10 protein-coding genes and 1 tRNA gene are annotated in these 15,158 nt (G+C 71.1%); 8 read left to right on the forward strand and 3 right to left on the reverse strand.

The annotated features are described in order from the left end of the window. The first annotated feature begins 218 nt into the window (after positions 1-218). The gene (gene rsmI / locus ASF21_RS10015; RefSeq protein WP_055770822.1) at positions 219-1,088 is read left to right on the forward strand and encodes a 16S rRNA (cytidine(1402)-2'-O)-methyltransferase; all 870 of its coding nucleotides are present in this window, start codon (positions 219-221) and stop codon (positions 1,086-1,088) included. A 134-nt stretch (positions 1,089-1,222) separates the two neighbouring features. After that, the gene (locus ASF21_RS10020) at positions 1,223-2,704 is read left to right on the forward strand and encodes an NAD-dependent succinate-semialdehyde dehydrogenase (protein ID WP_055770247.1); all 1,482 of its coding nucleotides are present in this window, start codon (positions 1,223-1,225) and stop codon (positions 2,702-2,704) included. A 123-nt stretch (positions 2,705-2,827) separates the two neighbouring features. Here the strand turns inward: ASF21_RS10020 and ASF21_RS10025 are convergent, their stop codons facing one another. From ASF21_RS10025 to ASF21_RS10035, 3 genes are read right to left on the reverse strand one after another with little or no spacing between them, the layout of a single operon-like run. Continuing rightward, positions 2,828-5,266: a DUF3488 and DUF4129 domain-containing transglutaminase family protein gene (locus ASF21_RS10025; protein WP_055770248.1), complete on the reverse strand. Its 2,439-nt coding sequence runs from the start codon at positions 5,264-5,266 to the stop codon at positions 2,828-2,830. Continuing rightward, the gene (locus tag ASF21_RS10030; protein WP_055770253.1) at positions 5,263-6,783 is read right to left on the reverse strand and encodes a DUF58 domain-containing protein; all 1,521 of its coding nucleotides are present in this window, start codon (positions 6,781-6,783) and stop codon (positions 5,263-5,265) included. The genes ASF21_RS10025 and ASF21_RS10030 overlap by 4 nt, the downstream gene beginning before the upstream one ends. Positions 6,784-6,831: 48 nt before the next feature. Then, positions 6,832-7,848 (reverse strand): AAA family ATPase, encoded by a 1,017-nt coding sequence (locus ASF21_RS10035; RefSeq protein ID WP_055770257.1) that lies wholly within the window; start codon positions 7,846-7,848, stop codon positions 6,832-6,834. A gap of 185 nt (positions 7,849-8,033) precedes the next feature. On the opposite strand from ASF21_RS10035, the gene ASF21_RS10040 reads away from it, so the two are divergent. From ASF21_RS10040 to ASF21_RS10065, 6 genes are all read left to right on the forward strand, one after another. Further along, positions 8,034-8,999 carry a TatD family hydrolase gene (locus ASF21_RS10040; protein ID WP_082471429.1) on the forward strand — a complete coding sequence of 322 codons (966 nt, stop codon included), beginning with the start codon at positions 8,034-8,036 and terminating at the stop codon, positions 8,997-8,999. Between the two features lie 434 nt (positions 9,000-9,433). Then, positions 9,434-10,462 (forward strand): 16S rRNA (adenine(1518)-N(6)/adenine(1519)-N(6))-dimethyltransferase RsmA, encoded by a 1,029-nt coding sequence (gene rsmA / locus ASF21_RS10045; RefSeq protein ID WP_082471474.1) that lies wholly within the window; start codon positions 9,434-9,436, stop codon positions 10,460-10,462. A 23-nt stretch (positions 10,463-10,485) separates the two neighbouring features. Then, positions 10,486-11,466 carry a 4-(cytidine 5'-diphospho)-2-C-methyl-D-erythritol kinase gene (locus tag ASF21_RS10050; protein ID WP_235498781.1) on the forward strand — a complete coding sequence of 327 codons (981 nt, stop codon included), beginning with the start codon at positions 10,486-10,488 and terminating at the stop codon, positions 11,464-11,466. Between the two features lie 56 nt (positions 11,467-11,522). Next, positions 11,523-13,343, forward strand: coding sequence for an ABC-F family ATP-binding cassette domain-containing protein (locus ASF21_RS10055; protein ID WP_055770260.1), 1,821 nt, complete (start codon positions 11,523-11,525; stop codon positions 13,341-13,343). Positions 13,344-13,742: 399 nt separating this feature from the next. Beyond that, complete coding sequence (locus ASF21_RS10060) at positions 13,743-14,879, forward strand: acyltransferase family protein (RefSeq protein ID WP_162237530.1); 1,137 nt, start codon at positions 13,743-13,745, stop codon at positions 14,877-14,879. 82 nt (positions 14,880-14,961) lie between these two features. Beyond that, a tRNA-Gln gene (locus tag ASF21_RS10065) sits at positions 14,962-15,033 on the forward strand. Positions 15,034-15,158: the final 125 nt, after the last annotated feature.

A 15,158-nucleotide genomic window follows, 5' to 3' on the forward strand; every position in this document is an offset into this window, starting at 1 on the left:
CGTCCGACGACGCCACCGAGGGGATCGCCGTCGACACCGCCCGGGACGAGACCGGGCAGGAGTCCGCCGGAGCTGGCGCCGACGCGCAGGAGGACGCGCAGGAGGACGCGCAGGAGGACGCGCAGGAGGAGCCTCAGGGACAGGACGACCAGGGACAGGACGACGACCAGGACGACGACGCGCGGCCCGACGACGGGACCACCGTGGCCCGCGCGCCCATCACCGCGTACCGCGGTACGGCGGGGGACGGAAGCGGCCGCGGTCGGATCGTGCTCGCCGCGACCCCCATCGGCAACATGGGCGATGCCACGGAGCGCCTGATCGGCCTGCTCCACACTGCCGACGTCGTCGCAGCCGAGGACACGCGCCGTCTCCACCGGCTCGTCCAGGCGCTCGGCGTGACCGTGACCGGGCGGGTCATCAGCTACCACGAGCACAACGAGGCCGAGCGCACCCCGGAGTTGCTGGACCTCGTGCGTGACGGCGCCACCCTCCTCATGGTGACGGACGCGGGCATGCCCTCCGTCTCCGATCCGGGCTACCGGCTCGTCGAGGCCGCCGTCGCGGAAGGGCTGGACCTGACCTCCGTGCCCGGAGCCAGCGCGGTGCTGGCGGCGCTCGCGCTGTCCGGTCTGCCGACGGACCGGTTCTGCTTCGAGGGCTTCCTCCCGCGGAAGCCGGGCGTGCGGGCGGGCCGGCTCGCCGATCTCGCCAGTGAGCGCCGCACCATGGTCTTCTTCGAGGCACCGCACCGGCTCGAACCCATGCTGCGGTCCCTGCAGCAGGCTTTCGGATCGGACCGTCGGGCCGCCGTCGCGAGAGAGCTCACCAAGGTGCACGAGCAGGTGGTGCGTGGTCCGCTCCTGGAACTGCTGCAGTGGGCCCAAGCCGGTGAGGTACGCGGCGAGGTCGCCGTCGTCGTGTCCGGCGCTCCCGAGACGGCGCCCACCAGGCCCGAGGACCATGTGGGCAGTGTGAATGCGCTGATCCAGGGCGGGATGCGGCTGAAGGACGCGGTGGCCGCCGTGGCCGCGAACGGACAGGTGAGCAAGCGGGAGCTGTACGCCGCCGTGATCGCCGCACGCTGAGCTCTGTGCATTCGTCCAAAGGAAGTGCCCCAGCGGGGTGCAGCCTCCACTGGACACCCCTCCGACGCCAGGTCTAGCGTGAGCGGGAATGCCCCTCGTGGCATACCCACCCACCGTCGCGAAGGAGAACCAGCATGGCCGTCACCGCCGACCAGGAGAAGGCAGTACTCGACAAGGTGCCCACGGGGCTCCTCATCGGCGGACAGTGGCGGGACTCCTCGTCCGGGGCCACCTTCGACGTGGAGGACCCCGCGACCGGCAGGACGCTCCTGACACTGGCCGACGCGACGCCGGAGGACGGCATGGCCGCGCTCGACGCCGCCGTCGCAGCACAGGCCGAGTGGGCACGCACGGCACCGCGTGAGCGCGGGGAGATCCTGCGGCGGGCCTTCGACCTCGTGACCGCGAGGGCGGACGAGTTCGCCCTCCTCATGACACTCGAGATGGGCAAGCCGCTGGCCGAGGCACGCGGTGAGGTGACCTACGGCGCGGAGTTCCTGCGCTGGTTCTCCGAGGAGGCCGTGCGCGCCAACGGCCGCTACTCGATGGCACCGGACGGCAGGTCACGACTGCTGGTCAGCAAGAAGCCGGTGGGCCCATGCCTGCTGATCACCCCCTGGAACTTCCCGCTGGCCATGGCCACGCGCAAGATCTCCCCGGCCATCGCCGCCGGCTGCACCATGGTGCTCAAGCCCGCCAACCTCACGCCGCTGACGTCCTCGCTCTTCGCGACGGTGCTGCAGGAAGCCGGGCTCCCGGACGGGGTGCTCAACATCGTGAACACCACCACGGCCGGTGACGTCACCGGGCCGCTCATCGAGGACCCGCGCCTGCGCAAGCTCTCCTTCACGGGGTCCACGCCCGTGGGACGCAGCCTGCTGGCTGCCGCGTCGAAGAACGTGCTCCGGACCTCCATGGAGCTCGGCGGCAACGCCCCGTTCCTGGTGTTCGAGGACGCCGATCTCGATGCCGCGGTGAACGGCGCCATGCTCGCGAAGCTCCGCAACATGGGGGAGGCGTGCACGGCGGCCAACCGCTTCATCGTCCACGAGTCCGTCGCGGACCGCTTCGCCGAGGCGCTGGCCGCGCGCATGGGGGCCGTGACCCCTGCCCGTGGCACCGAGGACGGGTCGACCCTCGGTCCCCTGATCGACCGCAGGAGCCGCGACAAGGTGCACGAGCTCGTGTCCTCCGCCGTCGGCGACGGGGCGACGGCGGTCACCGGTGGCAGCCCGATCACGGGTGACGGCTACTTCTACGAGGCCACCGTCCTCACCAACGTGTCCCGCTCCTCGCGCATCCTGAAGGACGAGATCTTCGGGCCGGTGGCCCCGATCGTCACCTTCAGCACCGAGGACGAAGCCGTGGACCTGGCGAACGACACCGAGTACGGCCTCGTTGCCTACGTGTTCACGAAGGACCTCAACCGCGGACTGCGCATCGGCGAGCGGCTGGACACCGGCATGATGGGCCTCAACGCCGGGGTCGTCTCCAATGCCGCGGCTCCCTTCGGCGGTGTCAAGCAGTCCGGGCTCGGCCGCGAGGGCGGCGCAGAGGGCATCGAGGAGTACCTGTACACCCAGTACGTGGGTATCGCGGACCCGTACGCGTCCTGATTCCGCGCTCCTTGAGCGTCAGGAGGCCGGCTCCCCGAGAGGGGGTGCCGGCCTCCGTCACCATGGGGCCCGGTTCCACCCGTCCGTCTCTGCGGGCGATGCGTTGCCGGCGGGCCGGCCCGGCTACCCGCGGCGCGAACCGGACCGGAAGCCGTTGAGCAGCGACTGCGGGAACAACCGGGCCTTGACCCTCGTGGACCAGGGGCTTCCACGCCGCAGCGCACGGGTGACGGTATCGACGTCGTCCCACCGCGGTGCGGAGGGACGCGCGAGCCTGGCCGAGCCACCGGTGCCGCCCGCGCCGAACCGCCGGCCCGGCGGGATCGCTCCGTCCGCCGCCGGGATCCGTTCGGCGTACTCCTCGTGCTCGTAGGCATTCCTGAGCCGGGCCAGCGACTCCGCAGGCTCGCCCGCGAGATCCGCCTCGCGGGTCAGGCGGGCTGCGAAGGTGCGCGGGGTGTCGGTCTCGTCGAGCGGGTGTCCGTAGTCGCCGGCGATCTCCGTCGTCTCGGCCCAGGCCGCGGTCGCGGCTCCGTCGACGGCCGACACGTCCGCGACGGCGACGGTCCGGCGGCGTGACCGGGTCCTGGCCGTGCGCAGCAGCAGGGGGACGAGGGCGAGCAGGGCGATCCCGCCGAGAGCGGCCGCGCCGGCGCCGGGCGAGGCCTCGTTCTGCGGTCCGGCACCCGGGCCGCCCGCCGCAGCATCCGAGGGTTCCGCCGACGCTTCGGCCTCCGCTCCGACCCGGGGAAGGCTTCCCGGGTTCAGGGCGTCGGAGTCGTCCGCACGGGGTCCCACCGGCGAGAAGGCCCGCTGCGCGTAGGTCGGCACCACGCCACGGGACGGCGTCGGTTCGAACTGGACCCACCCGATCCCCTCGAAGTACAGCTCGGGCCAGGCGTGGGCATTGCGGGAGTCGACGACGAACTCGTTGAGCTCGGTGCCGTCGGGGCCCTCCTCGGTGTCGCCGGTCGGGCTTCCCGGCGTGTAGCCGACGGCCACCCTGCTGGGGATGCCGGCCGCCCGGGCCATCACGGCCATGGTCCCCGCGTAGTGCACGCAGTATCCCGACTTCGAGTCGAGGAAGCGGGCCATGACATCCATGCCGCTGCCGTCGTACCCGCCCTCCACGGGGGCCTCGACCGAGTACGTGAACTCCGGTCCCCGCAGGTAGTTCTGGATGGCCATCGCCTTGTCGTAGGGGTTCACGTACTCCCCGGTGATCTCGTCGGTCCTGGTGCGGACGATCTCCGGGGTGTCGTCGGGCAGCTCGCTGAAGATCGCGGGAACGGACTCGCTGTCCGACGGCCCGATCGCCCCCAGCCCCTCCCGCGTGAGCGCCGCGGAGCGGGTTTCCACCAGGTACTCCTGCCGGGCCGTCGAGCCGCCATCCGTCGCGAGGATGGACAGATTCGCCGGATCCCAGGCCCAGCTGCCCGCGAGGTTCGAGACACCGACGGGTGCGTACGGAGACAGCAGCCAGGGGCTCGCATAGCTCTGCGTCGTGATGCGCGTGAAGACCTGCTCGGTACCGGCGCCAGCAGCAGGCGCCCCCGTCTCCGTGCCGATCTCCTCGACGCCCGCCTCGCGTTCGCCCCTCCGCTCGTCCGGCTCCCAGCGGCGTCCGCTGAAGTCCTCGAGCGTCACGGCCCGCAGGTAGACCGGGGTGTCCGCGTTGGTGGAGTAGGCGATGCGCCCGAAGCCCGTCGGGTTCCGGAGGTCGTTGCCGAGGGTGACGGCGGGATTCAGCCCCGTGGCATTGCCCCACAGGTTCAGGCGCGCGCCCTGCGGGAAGGCTCCCGAGGTGAAGCCGGGCACGAACATCGGCAGGACCACGGCGACGGCCAGGGCCGCGGCTCCGATCATCGCGCTGCGCCCGGCGAAGCCCGAAGACGCTCGCGCCCCGCCCGACGCGAGCCGATTCCCCCGCCACTGCGCGACGGCGAGGAGGAGCAGGAACGCGAGGACCGTGGTGATGAAGGCGAACATGCCCACACCGGTGGGCTTCACGACGGCCGGCGAGATCATGACCGTGATCAGGGCCAGGCCGCTGGCTGCGGGCATGCGCAGGGTGGTCGAGAAGAGGTCGACGACGATCGCGATGAGCCCGAGCGCGGCGCAGACGATGAGGAAGATCCCTGCACTCGGCAGGACGGGAGCGACCTGGGACACCACCGTCTCCTCGGCCTGGGCGAGCAGGCGCTGCAGTTCCAGCGAGGTGCCCGGACCGGGTACCACCCCGAGGATGCTCTGGCGCGGGAAGAACTGGGCGGTCAGGGACCCGATGAGGGCGAGAACCCCCACGAGAGCGGTGATGATGCTGCCGAGGCGGAGCGCCCGCGTGGCGGCCATCGCCACCAGGACGGGGACGAGGGTGCCGACCACGGGCGCGAGCCACGTCCAGGGTTCGACGACACCGTTGAGGCTCGTCGCCGCCGCGAGCACCGCGAGGAGGCAGGCACCCGTCACGGCCCAGTGCCACGGGTCGGCCGACGGCGACCGTCGGGGAACGGCCGGCGCGGTGCCCGGAGCCGTCGCGGGGCGGGTGAGAGTCAAGGTCATGCTGATCCCCTGGAGATGTCGCGTGCGGGTCGGTGCTGCTCGGACGGGCGCCCGGCGCCCGGGGCGGCGCCTGCTCCGGAAGGAACGGGACCGGCGAGCTGCTCGAGACCGGCCCAGACCGTGGGAAGGGATGCCATGGGTGACGCCGCGGTCGCATGCCAGCCCGCATCGCGCAGGATGTCGATCTGTCTCCGGGAGTCCGCGGGGCGCTCGGTCGCGATGATGGCGTACGACGGGGAACTGCCGTCCGCCGCAGAGGCGAGCGCCTTCGCTTCCTCGGTCGTCAGGACCCCGACGACGGCGATGAGGGGGCCGCGGTGCCGCGTCGCGGCGAGCTTGTCCAGGAGATCGTCGCCGTACGCCGCGTGGTGGGCTGTCTGGGCAGCTTCCGCCGTCGACCGCCGGATGCGTCGTGCCGCCGCCCGCGCGGCCTCGCCGGCCCGGACCGCGCTGCTACCGGTGCCGTCCTCTGCCGAGGACCGCCTCCCGGTTTCCGGCGCGAGTTCCAGGGCGGCCAGGCCCTCGGCGATGCCGGCGACCGCGCCCTGGCCGTGGTGCTCCTCGTCGGACGGGAACGGCGCGGAGGCGGAGTGCAGCAGTGCAGGCGCCCCGTGGTGGTCGAGGAAGCGCAGGGCGTAGTTACGCTCGAGGAGGTGCGCGCTGATGGACATGACAGCGGTGACCGCCCACTCGAACGTCGGCGACGTCGTCAGGCCCGTGCCGTCCCCGCTGCCGAAGGCGGCACTGAACCCCGTGGCGAAACCGTGGTGGCGCTGGTCCATCAGCAGGGTTGCCTGCGGCGTGGTCACGGATTCCTCCTGCCGGACCATCAGTTCGCTGTGGCGGGCGGTGGCGGCCCAGTGCACCCTCCGCATCGAGTCGCCGTGCCGGTATTCACGCGTCATGACGTCGTCGTCGCTGGGGTTGGCCTGCCGCCTGGTCGCCGCCATGCCGTCACTGCCCCGCGAGCCGGACAGCGCGGTGCCGAGCAGGTCCACCGGCGCTGGCGTCACGACCAGCGGATCGCTGCCGCCGAGGACATGGCGCGAGATGCACAGTCCGAACGGGTCCGTGAACTCGGCCGTCACGGGCCCGATCCCGTACACGCCCCGGGAGGCCGATCTGAGCCGGTACTCGTAGAGGGACACGCCGTCGCGCGTGGGGTTGCGTGACGGATAGGTGAATTGGGGGGCCTGCCCGAAGCGGGCCGGGAGTCGCTCCTCCATCGCAACCGTCGCACCGCCGGCCACCGAAGCGGTCAGCGAGAGGGTGACGGTCGTCGTCGCCCCGATCTCCATGGACTGCGGCTGGAAGCGTCGCGCCGCGGTGAAGCGCGGCTTGACGATCCGGAGGACGATCAGCGAGGCCAGGGGCAGGGCGAGCAGCAGCACGCCCACGTACAGGAGGTCACGCCGGCCCAGGATCTGCGCCGCCAGCAGAGAGACGATCGCGGTGAGGACGAAACCCCAGCCGCGCACGGTCAGGATGCGCGAGGGGAGCTTGTCGAGGAGGGCCATCGGAGATCCGCCGGATCTAGGAGGGGACCGAGTCGGGGGTCGCACGCGTCATCGCCGCTGCACCTCGCGGGCCACGGGGACGCGCGCGAGGACGTCCGCGACGATGGTGGATGCGGTGTCTCCGGCACTGGTGGCCTTGCGGTCGAGCAGGAGGCGGTGGGCGAGGACGGCGTCGGCGATCGCGGCGATGTCATCGGGCAGGACGAAGTCGCGCCCCTCGAGGGCTGCGCCCGCCTTCGCGGCGCGGAGGAGCTGGAGCAGGGAGCGGGGGCTCGCGCCGAGCCGCAGCCTGGGGTGCTCGCGCGTGGCGCGGCCGATCGAGACGGTGTAGTCCTTGACCGCGGGCGAGACGTAGACACCGCGCACCTGCCGCATCATGCCCGCGATGTCCGCGACGCTCGCCACCGGCCTGATCGCCTCGAGGGGCGAGACGGACTGGTGGGTCTCCAGCATGTCCGCCTCGGCCCGCGCATCGGGGTAGCCCATCGAGATGCGCGCCATGAAACGGTCCCGCTGGGCCTCGGGCAGGGGATAGGTGCCCTCCATCTCGATGGGGTTCTGCGTGGCGACCACCATGAACGGCGCCCCGAGCGGGTGCGTATGGCCGTCGACGGTCACCTGGTGCTCCTCCATGCACTCGAGCAGCGAGGACTGTGTCTTGGCGGAGGCCCTGTTGATCTCGTCGCCGATGACGATGTTCGCGAACACGGGTCCGCGCCGGAACTCGAAACGCCGCGAGTCCTGGTTGAAGATCGAGACGCCCGTGACGTCGGACGGCAGCAGGTCGGGGGTGAACTGGATCCGGTTCACGGTGCAGTCGATCGTCCGCGCCAGGGTCTTCGCCAGCATGGTCTTGCCCACCCCCGGGACGTCCTCGAGGAGCAGATGGCCCTGTGCCAGCAGAACCGTCAGGGCCAGCCTCGCCGCTTCGGGCTTCCCGTCGATCACGGTGTCGATCGCATCGAGGATGCGGGTGCTGATCTCGTGGAATCCTGCTCCCGGGACGTCCGGGGCCGCCGATCGCGGATCGTCGGCGACCTCGGCGATGTTGTGCTGGACGTCCATGGGTACCTTCCACGCGAGAGCCTGCACCGGGACCGTCGGCCGGGGCGGCCGGGATCGACGACACAGGGGACGGCCGCGACCGATCCGGCGCGGGGCAGGACAGACCGGGCTGCTGGATTCAACAGATTACTAGCTCAACTTGTCCCCGGGGCGATAAGTTCCGCGCGCTGGCTAGGCTTGAAGGTATGTGTGACAGTGCGAACGCGGCCGGCCGCGGCCTGACCGTCGGGGAGACCCCGCCCGCCTATCGGGAGCCCGAAGAGGCCGACGCGTCCGGCTCCGGCGAGCCCGCGGGGGAGGTGCGACGGCGACGGAAGGGTGGCTTCCCGCCCCTGCCGGAGCCGCTCGCAGTACCGGTGATCGACAACCACACGCACTTCGACGTCCGGGACGGGGCCGTCACGGTCCCGATCGGCGAGGCCCTCGACGCGGCCGAGGCGGCCGGGGTCCGCGGCGCGGTCCAGGTGGGGACCGATCTGGAGTCCTCGCGGTTCACGGCCGCCGTCGTCGAGCAGGATCCCCGCCTGCTCGGCGCGGTGGCGCTGCACCCCAACGACGCCCCGCTCCTCGCCGAGGGAGGGACGCTCGACGACGCCCTGTCGGAGATCGAGCATCTCGCGGCGGGCGACAGGATCCGGGCCCTCGGTGAGACCGGCCTGGACTACTTCCGGACCGGGGAGGAGGGACGCGGGGGCCAGCTGAGGTCCTTCCGAGCCCACATCGACATCGCCAAGCGCCTCGACAAGGCGCTCCAGATCCATGATCGGGAGGCGCACGACGACGTCGTGGCCACCCTGCTGTCCGATGGGGCACCCGACCGCGTGGTGCTGCACTGCTTCTCGGGCGATGCCGACCTGGCCCGTGTCTGCAACGAGCAGGGCTGGTTCATGTCCTTCGCAGGCACCGTCACCTTCAGGAATGCCGCGAACCTGCGGGAGGCCCTGCTCGTCGCGGACCCGGGGCTCGTCCTGGTGGAGACCGATGCCCCGTTCCTGACGCCGCATCCCCACCGCGGCCGTCCGAACGCGAGCTACGTCATGCCGAACACCGTGCGGGCGATGGCGGAGGTCGTCGGCTCCGGCGTGGACGCCCTGTGCTCCCGGCTCACCGCCAACACCGAAGCGGTGTACGGGAGCTGGGACGCTCCGTGACGGCCATGCTGCTCCGAGCCCGGCCGGCGGGTCGCATCACCGGAGGAGTCGGCGGATGATCGACGTAAGTAGCCCGATCCGGCGAACCGAGTAGCACCCCGCAGAAGGCGGGTGGGCGGCACTCGTGCCACGCCGCACACGCGCTCCGTAGCCTCGATGCAGGGACTCCCGCCCGCCTGTGCCAGCACGCCGGCCGGCGGGTATCCCCTCGCCGCCCTTCTTCTGAGACCGGAGGGGCCGGCGCACACGGTGGCCTCCCTTCCCAGCGAGGAGGCCGCTCCCGAGCGGGTCGGCGGCGCCGGGCACCCTCCTGAGACCAGGGTTCCCATCAGGCGTCGCCGACTCCCTCCACCGGATCTCCGCTCACCCGCCCTCGACCGTCCGCTTCGGCACCCGCCGGCTCCGGGTCCGGATACCGGCGGGTGCCGAAGCGGATGACCGCCGTCCGCCGGGCCGTCCGCCGGGCCGGATACGATGGCGGAGTGACTTCGACCCCTGCCGCGGGCCAGCCCGCGCCCCTCCTCGGCGCCGCCGACATCCGCCGACTGGCAGCAGAGGTGGACATCCGCCCCACCAAGACCCTCGGCCAGAACTTCGTCATCGACGGCAACACCATCCGCAGGATCGTCACGGCGGCCCACCTCGCTCCGGACGAGACGGTGCTCGAGGTGGGACCAGGGCTCGGATCCCTGACCCTGGGCCTGCTCGACGCCGCGGAGCGGGTCGTCGCCGTAGAGATCGATCCGGTGCTGGCCGGGAAACTCCTGGGGACGATCGCGCAGTGGCGGCCGGACCGCACGGCGGCCCTCGACGTCGTCCTCGAGGACGCCCTGCGCGTTACGGCACTGCCGCACGCGCCGACCGCCCTGGTCGCCAACCTGCCCTACAACGTAGCCGTCCCCGTGGTCCTCAACCTCCTCGCGCGTTTCCCCACGCTCCGGCACGGCCTCGTGATGGTGCAGGACGAGGTGGCCGACCGGCTGGCAGCCCCGCCGGGGTCGAAGGTGTACGGCGTGCCCTCGGTCAAGGCGGCGTGGTACTCCAGCATGACGAAGGCGGGGGTGATCGGGATGAACGTCTTCTGGCCGGCGCCGAAGATCGCCTCCGGCCTCGTCCGGTTCACGCGGCGCGAGCCCCCGGTCACGACGGCGACCCGGGAGCAGGTCTTCGCGGTCATCGACGCGGCGTTCGCGCAGCGGCGCAAGACGCTCAGGGCGGCGCTCGCCGGCTGGGCAGGGTCCCCGGTGCTGGCCGAGCAGGCCCTCCGCGCCGCGGGCGTCGACCCCACCGCGCGGGGCGAGGTGCTCGACATCACCGCTTTCGCGCGCATCGCCGAGGCCAAGGTCGACGCCACGGTCGACGCCGGAGCCGGAGCCGGAGCCGGACCCGACACCGACGCCGCGCCGACCGCGCCGACCGCGCCGACCGCGCCGGGGCCACCCGAGGCGTCCGCTGCGGGCTGACGCCGTCGGCTAGGTTGGTGGACATGGTCTCGGACAGAACTCTCGACATGCGCACGGACTTCGCCCGTGCGCGCTCCGTCCGGGTGAAGGCCCCTGGCAAGATCAACGTCTCGCTCCGGGTGGGCCCTCCCCGGGAGGACGGCTACCACGGCATCGCGAGCGTGTTCCTCGCCGTCTCCCTCTACGAGGAGGTGCTGGCGACCGAGACCCCGGGTCAGGGGATCAGCGTCACCGTGAACGGGCAGGGCACGCTGAACCTGCCCGCGGCGAGCATCCCGCTGGACCGCAGGAACCTTGCCGTGCGCGCGGCCGAGCTGCTGGCCGAGGTGAGCCCCGGCCACACCGGGGTGCAGCTGGACATCACCAAGCGCGTGCCGATCGCGGGCGGAATGGGCGGAGGATCGGCCGATGCCGCCGCGGCCCTCCTCGCTTGCGACGCCCTGTGGGGCAGCGGGTTCTCCAGGGACGAACTTGCGAAGATCGCCGTGGACCTCGGTGCGGACGTGCCGTTCGCGCTGGTCGGTGGCACCGCCGTCGGCCTCGGGGTGGGGGACCAGCTCACGCCGGCCATCTCCAAGACGCCGCTGCACTGGGTCCTCGTCACCTCCGACTACGGGCTGTCCACGCCGGAGGTCTACCGGACTCTCGACGCGATCCGGCTGCGGGACGGTGTGGAGCCCGACCCCCAGCCCGGCATCGATCCCGCGATCCTCGGCGCCATGCGGGCCGGGGACGCGTCGGGCCTGGCGCCCCTGCTGCACAACGACCTCCAGCAGGCCGCGCTCGAACTCGCTCCCGCCCTGGGAGATATCCTTGAGACCGGCAGGACCGCCGGAGCACTGGCCGGGATCGTGTCAGGATCCGGGCCCACCGTCGCCTTCCTCACCCAGAGCTCGGGTCACGCAGCCGAGCTCGAGGTGCTCCTCGCATCGGAGGGGCTGCAGGCGACATCCGTCCACGGTCCGGCCCACGGGGCCCGCATCTCGCAGGACCCCCAGGGCTGATCCGGGGCCACCCCCGGATCAGCACACCACACCGCTCAACCGAAAGCAGTATCTTCGTGGCACACCTCCTCGGCGCGGAATCCCTCAGCGTCGCCTTCGTCACCCGCACCATCCTCGACACCGTGTCCCTCGGGCTCGAGGACGGCGACCGTATCGGCATGGTGGGGCGCAACGGCGACGGCAAGTCCACGCTCATGCGCCTCCTCGCCCAGCGGAGCGTGCCCGATTCCGGCCGCGTCACCAAGCGGCGGGACGTGTCCGTCGGCTACCTCGACCAGTCGGACGTGCTCGACGGCGACCTCGAGGTGGGTCGCGCGATCGTGGGCGACCAGGCGGACCACGAGTGGGCCTCCAATCCGAAGATCCGCGATGTCATGGGCGGTCTCGTCTCGGAGGTCGACTGGCACGCCCGCGTCTCCTCCCTGTCCGGCGGGCAGAAGCGCCGCGTGGCGCTCGCGAAGCTCCTCATCGGTGACGACGACGTCATCATGCTCGACGAGCCCACCAACCACCTCGACGTCGAGGGCGTGGCCTGGCTCGCGAAGCACCTGAAGCAGCGGTGGCGCCCCACCGAGGGTGGGCTGCTCGTGGTGACCCACGACCGCTGGTTCCTCGACGAGATCTGCAACCACACGTGGGAGGTGCACGATGCCATGGTCGACGACTTCGACGGCGGCTACGCAGCTTACGTCCTCGCCCGGGCCGAACGCGACCGCATGGCGTCCGTCGTCGAGTCCAAGCGCGTGCAGCTGGTCAAGAAGGAACTGGCCTGGCTGCGGCGCGGCGCACCGGCCCGCACGGCGAAGCCGAAGTTCCGGATCGAGGCGGCGAACGAACTGATCGCGGACGTCCCCGAGCCGCGTGACTCCCTGGCGCTCAGCAAGATGGCCATGTCCCGGCTCGGCAAGGACGTGCTGGATCTCGAGGACGTGAGCCTCGCCATCACCGACGGCGAAGGCCGGGATCGGACGCTGTTCGACCGGATCACCCTGCGCCTGGCGCCGGGGCAGCGGCTCGGGCTCGTGGGCGTGAACGGTTCGGGCAAGACCACCCTGCTGCGCCTGCTCAACGGCGAACTGCAGCCGACGGCGGGCAAGGTCAAGAAGGGCAAGACCGTCCAGACCGCGGTCCTGTCGCAGGAGGTCCGTGAGCTCGACGACGTGAACGACCTGCGGGTCATCGAGGTCATCGAGTCGGAGAAGCGCGTGTTCGCCGTCGGGGGCAAGGAGGTCTCGGCGAGCCAGCTCGTGGAGCAGCTCGGCTTCACCAACGAGAAGCAGTGGACGCGGGTGAGCGAGCTGTCCGGCGGCGAGCGCCGTCGCCTGCAGCTGCTGCGCCTGCTCGTCGGCGAACCGAACGTGCTGATGCTCGACGAACCGACCAACGACCTCGACACCGACACGCTCTCCGCCATCGAGGACGTCCTCGACGGCTGGCCGGGGACCCTCGTAGTGGTCTCCCACGACCGCTACCTGCTCGAGCGCGTGACCGACTCCCAGATGGCGCTGCTCGGCGACGGGCGCCTGCGCGACCTCCCCGGCGGCGTCGACCAGTACCTCGACCTGCGGAACGCCGCGGGCCCGATGACCGCCACCGGCAGCGCCGCCTCCCCGGCCGTCAGCGGTGGATCGGCAGGGACGTCGTCCGAAGCGGATCTCCGGCAGGCGCGCAAGGACCTCGCACGGATCGAACGGCAGATCTCCAAGGTCGATGCCCAGAAGGGCAAGCTGCAGGCACAGATGGAGGAGGCCGGGGCGAAGTCCGACGCCGACTTCGGGGTGATCGCGGGGCTCAACACGCGCCTTCAGGAGCTCCAGGCCGAGATCGAGGACCTGGAAGGCCAGTGGATGGAAGCCGCCGAGGTCCTGGGGGAGTAGGCCGGCCTCTCAGGGGAAGCGGTGCCGTTCTGACCGGGGTGGGTACCGTCGAGCGTGGATTTCGCCCTGGGGCCTGCAGGTGCGCAGACCGTGGCGGATGCCCGCAGGCTCTTTCGGTATGTGGTTCTCGTGCCAGGAGTGTGGCTGGAGTGCGGCTGGAGTGTGGCTCGAGTGGGGTAGGAGTGAGGTCGGTGACGTCCCGCCAGGTAGCCGGAGGCTGCAGGGACGAGTAGAGGGGGATCGATGGCGCGTGGCGTTCACGCTCCTGCAGGAGCCCGATCACGCCTAGGGTCAGAGGCGACGTGCGGCACCAGTCCGTGTGCCGTTGGATGTACCGGTCCACACAACGCATCTCAGTGCGGTGTACCGGGTACGGGATCGACTCAGGGGACATCGATAGTGACCACCAGTGACAACTCCATCCCTACCGTTCGGCTGCCGTGGGCAGACGCCACGAGGGGAGCCGGCGTGATCGCCGTGGTGGTCTTCCATGTCCTCATCTGGGTCCATGACCCGGTGTTCGGCACCGAGACAGCGGCGGGTCCAGTCCTGTCCCGGGTGAACGCACTCCTCGGGACCCTGCGCATGCCCGTCCTGTTCGCTCTGGCGGGGATCCTGGCATCGCCGTCCCTGATCAGGGGAGGCGATGCGCGCAAGGCCCTGTCGAGGAGTGTCTCGAGCTACTACCTCTATGTCGTCTGGCTCCTCATCTATCTTCTTCTGTTCCTCCTGGTCGGGACTCCCGGCAGCCCGCACTACTTCGACAGCTTGAACGGCTTCCTGACCCAGCTGGTCGTACCGGATACGACACTGTGGTTCATCTTCGCGTTGGCTGTGTACATACCGGTCGTCCTCGCCGCGCGCGCCATCCGTCTTCCCCCACCGGTGTTGCTCGTCCTCGCCGTGGTGGTGTGGTTCGTCCTGCAGTCGGAGGGCGACGGCAGCCTCCTCGAACGGTGTGCGGAGCACTTCGTCTTCTTCGCCTCCGGCGTCTTCGGTGCTGCGGCCCTCAGGAGAGCCGCAGCAGCCCCGCTCTGGCTGGCGGGGCTGTTCTCTGCGGTGTTCCTGGCATTGATGGCCCTGCGGACCACTGATATCGGAGCGCAGAATGAGGCCCTCGAGTTCATGAGTTCGCTCGCCTCCATACCGGCCATGGCTGCCGTGGCGCATCAGGTGTGCCGGATCGCGCCGGTGGCGCGCGCTGCAGGGTTCATCGGTGCGCGCACCCTTCCGGTGTACGTGCTCCATCCGGTCGTGATCGTCTGCATCCTCGCTTTCGGGCGCCAGGAAGCGCTGGGGCCGTTCGTCGATTCGTTCGTCGTCGACGCCCTCTACCCCCTCGTCCTCTCGGCAGTGATCATCGTTGTCTGCCTCACCGCCGAGAACCTCCTTGCGCGAATTCCCGGCAATCCGCTGTTCGCCCTGCCCGAGTCCGTCCGACGGAGGATACTGGGCCCTCGCCGGCAGGACACCACGGCGACTCGCCGCCGGGGGAGGGCGCCGCTCGATGCCGGAGCCGGCGCCGCCGGCGGGTGATCGGCTCGCCGAAGGGTGCGGGGCGTGGCAAACTAGATAACCGTGCGCAGGTGCCCCGCGCCGGGGTCCAGCTGCCGCATGGTCCGCCCTGGTGTAATGGCAGCACCCCAGCCTTTGGAGCTGTGGAGTATAGGTTCGAATCCTATGGGCGGAACGGCGCAAGCCCCGGTACCGGTCCCTCGCGGACGGCGGATCCGGCCACCACACCACAGGTAGGAGTGCCCGCTTCGTGAGCCCCCAGAGTGAAGAGACGGTGACGCCGGCGGCGTCCACCGCCCA

The organism is Arthrobacter sp. Leaf234, from assembly GCF_001422665.1.
In the GTDB taxonomy this organism is placed as follows: domain Bacteria; phylum Actinomycetota; class Actinomycetes; order Actinomycetales; family Micrococcaceae; genus Arthrobacter_D.

What these genes read in the sequence shown, in the direction of transcription:
- ASF21_RS10050 (WP_235498781.1), top strand. Translation starts at nt 10,486, where the DNA reads ATGGTCTCGGACAGAACTCTCGACATGCGCACGGACTTCGCCCGTGCG.
- ASF21_RS10030 (WP_055770253.1), bottom strand. Translation starts at nt 6,783, where the DNA reads ATGGCCCTCCTCGACAAGCTCCCCTCGCGCATCCTGACCGTGCGCGGC.
- ASF21_RS10020 (WP_055770247.1), top strand. Translation starts at nt 1,223, where the DNA reads ATGGCCGTCACCGCCGACCAGGAGAAGGCAGTACTCGACAAGGTGCCC.
- ASF21_RS10040 (WP_082471429.1), top strand. Translation starts at nt 8,034, where the DNA reads ATGTGTGACAGTGCGAACGCGGCCGGCCGCGGCCTGACCGTCGGGGAG.
- ASF21_RS10025 (WP_055770248.1), bottom strand. Translation starts at nt 5,266, where the DNA reads ATGACCTTGACTCTCACCCGCCCCGCGACGGCTCCGGGCACCGCGCCG.
- rsmA (WP_082471474.1), top strand. Translation starts at nt 9,434, where the DNA reads ATGACCGCCGTCCGCCGGGCCGTCCGCCGGGCCGGATACGATGGCGGA.
- ASF21_RS10035 (WP_055770257.1), bottom strand. Translation starts at nt 7,848, where the DNA reads ATGGACGTCCAGCACAACATCGCCGAGGTCGCCGACGATCCGCGATCG.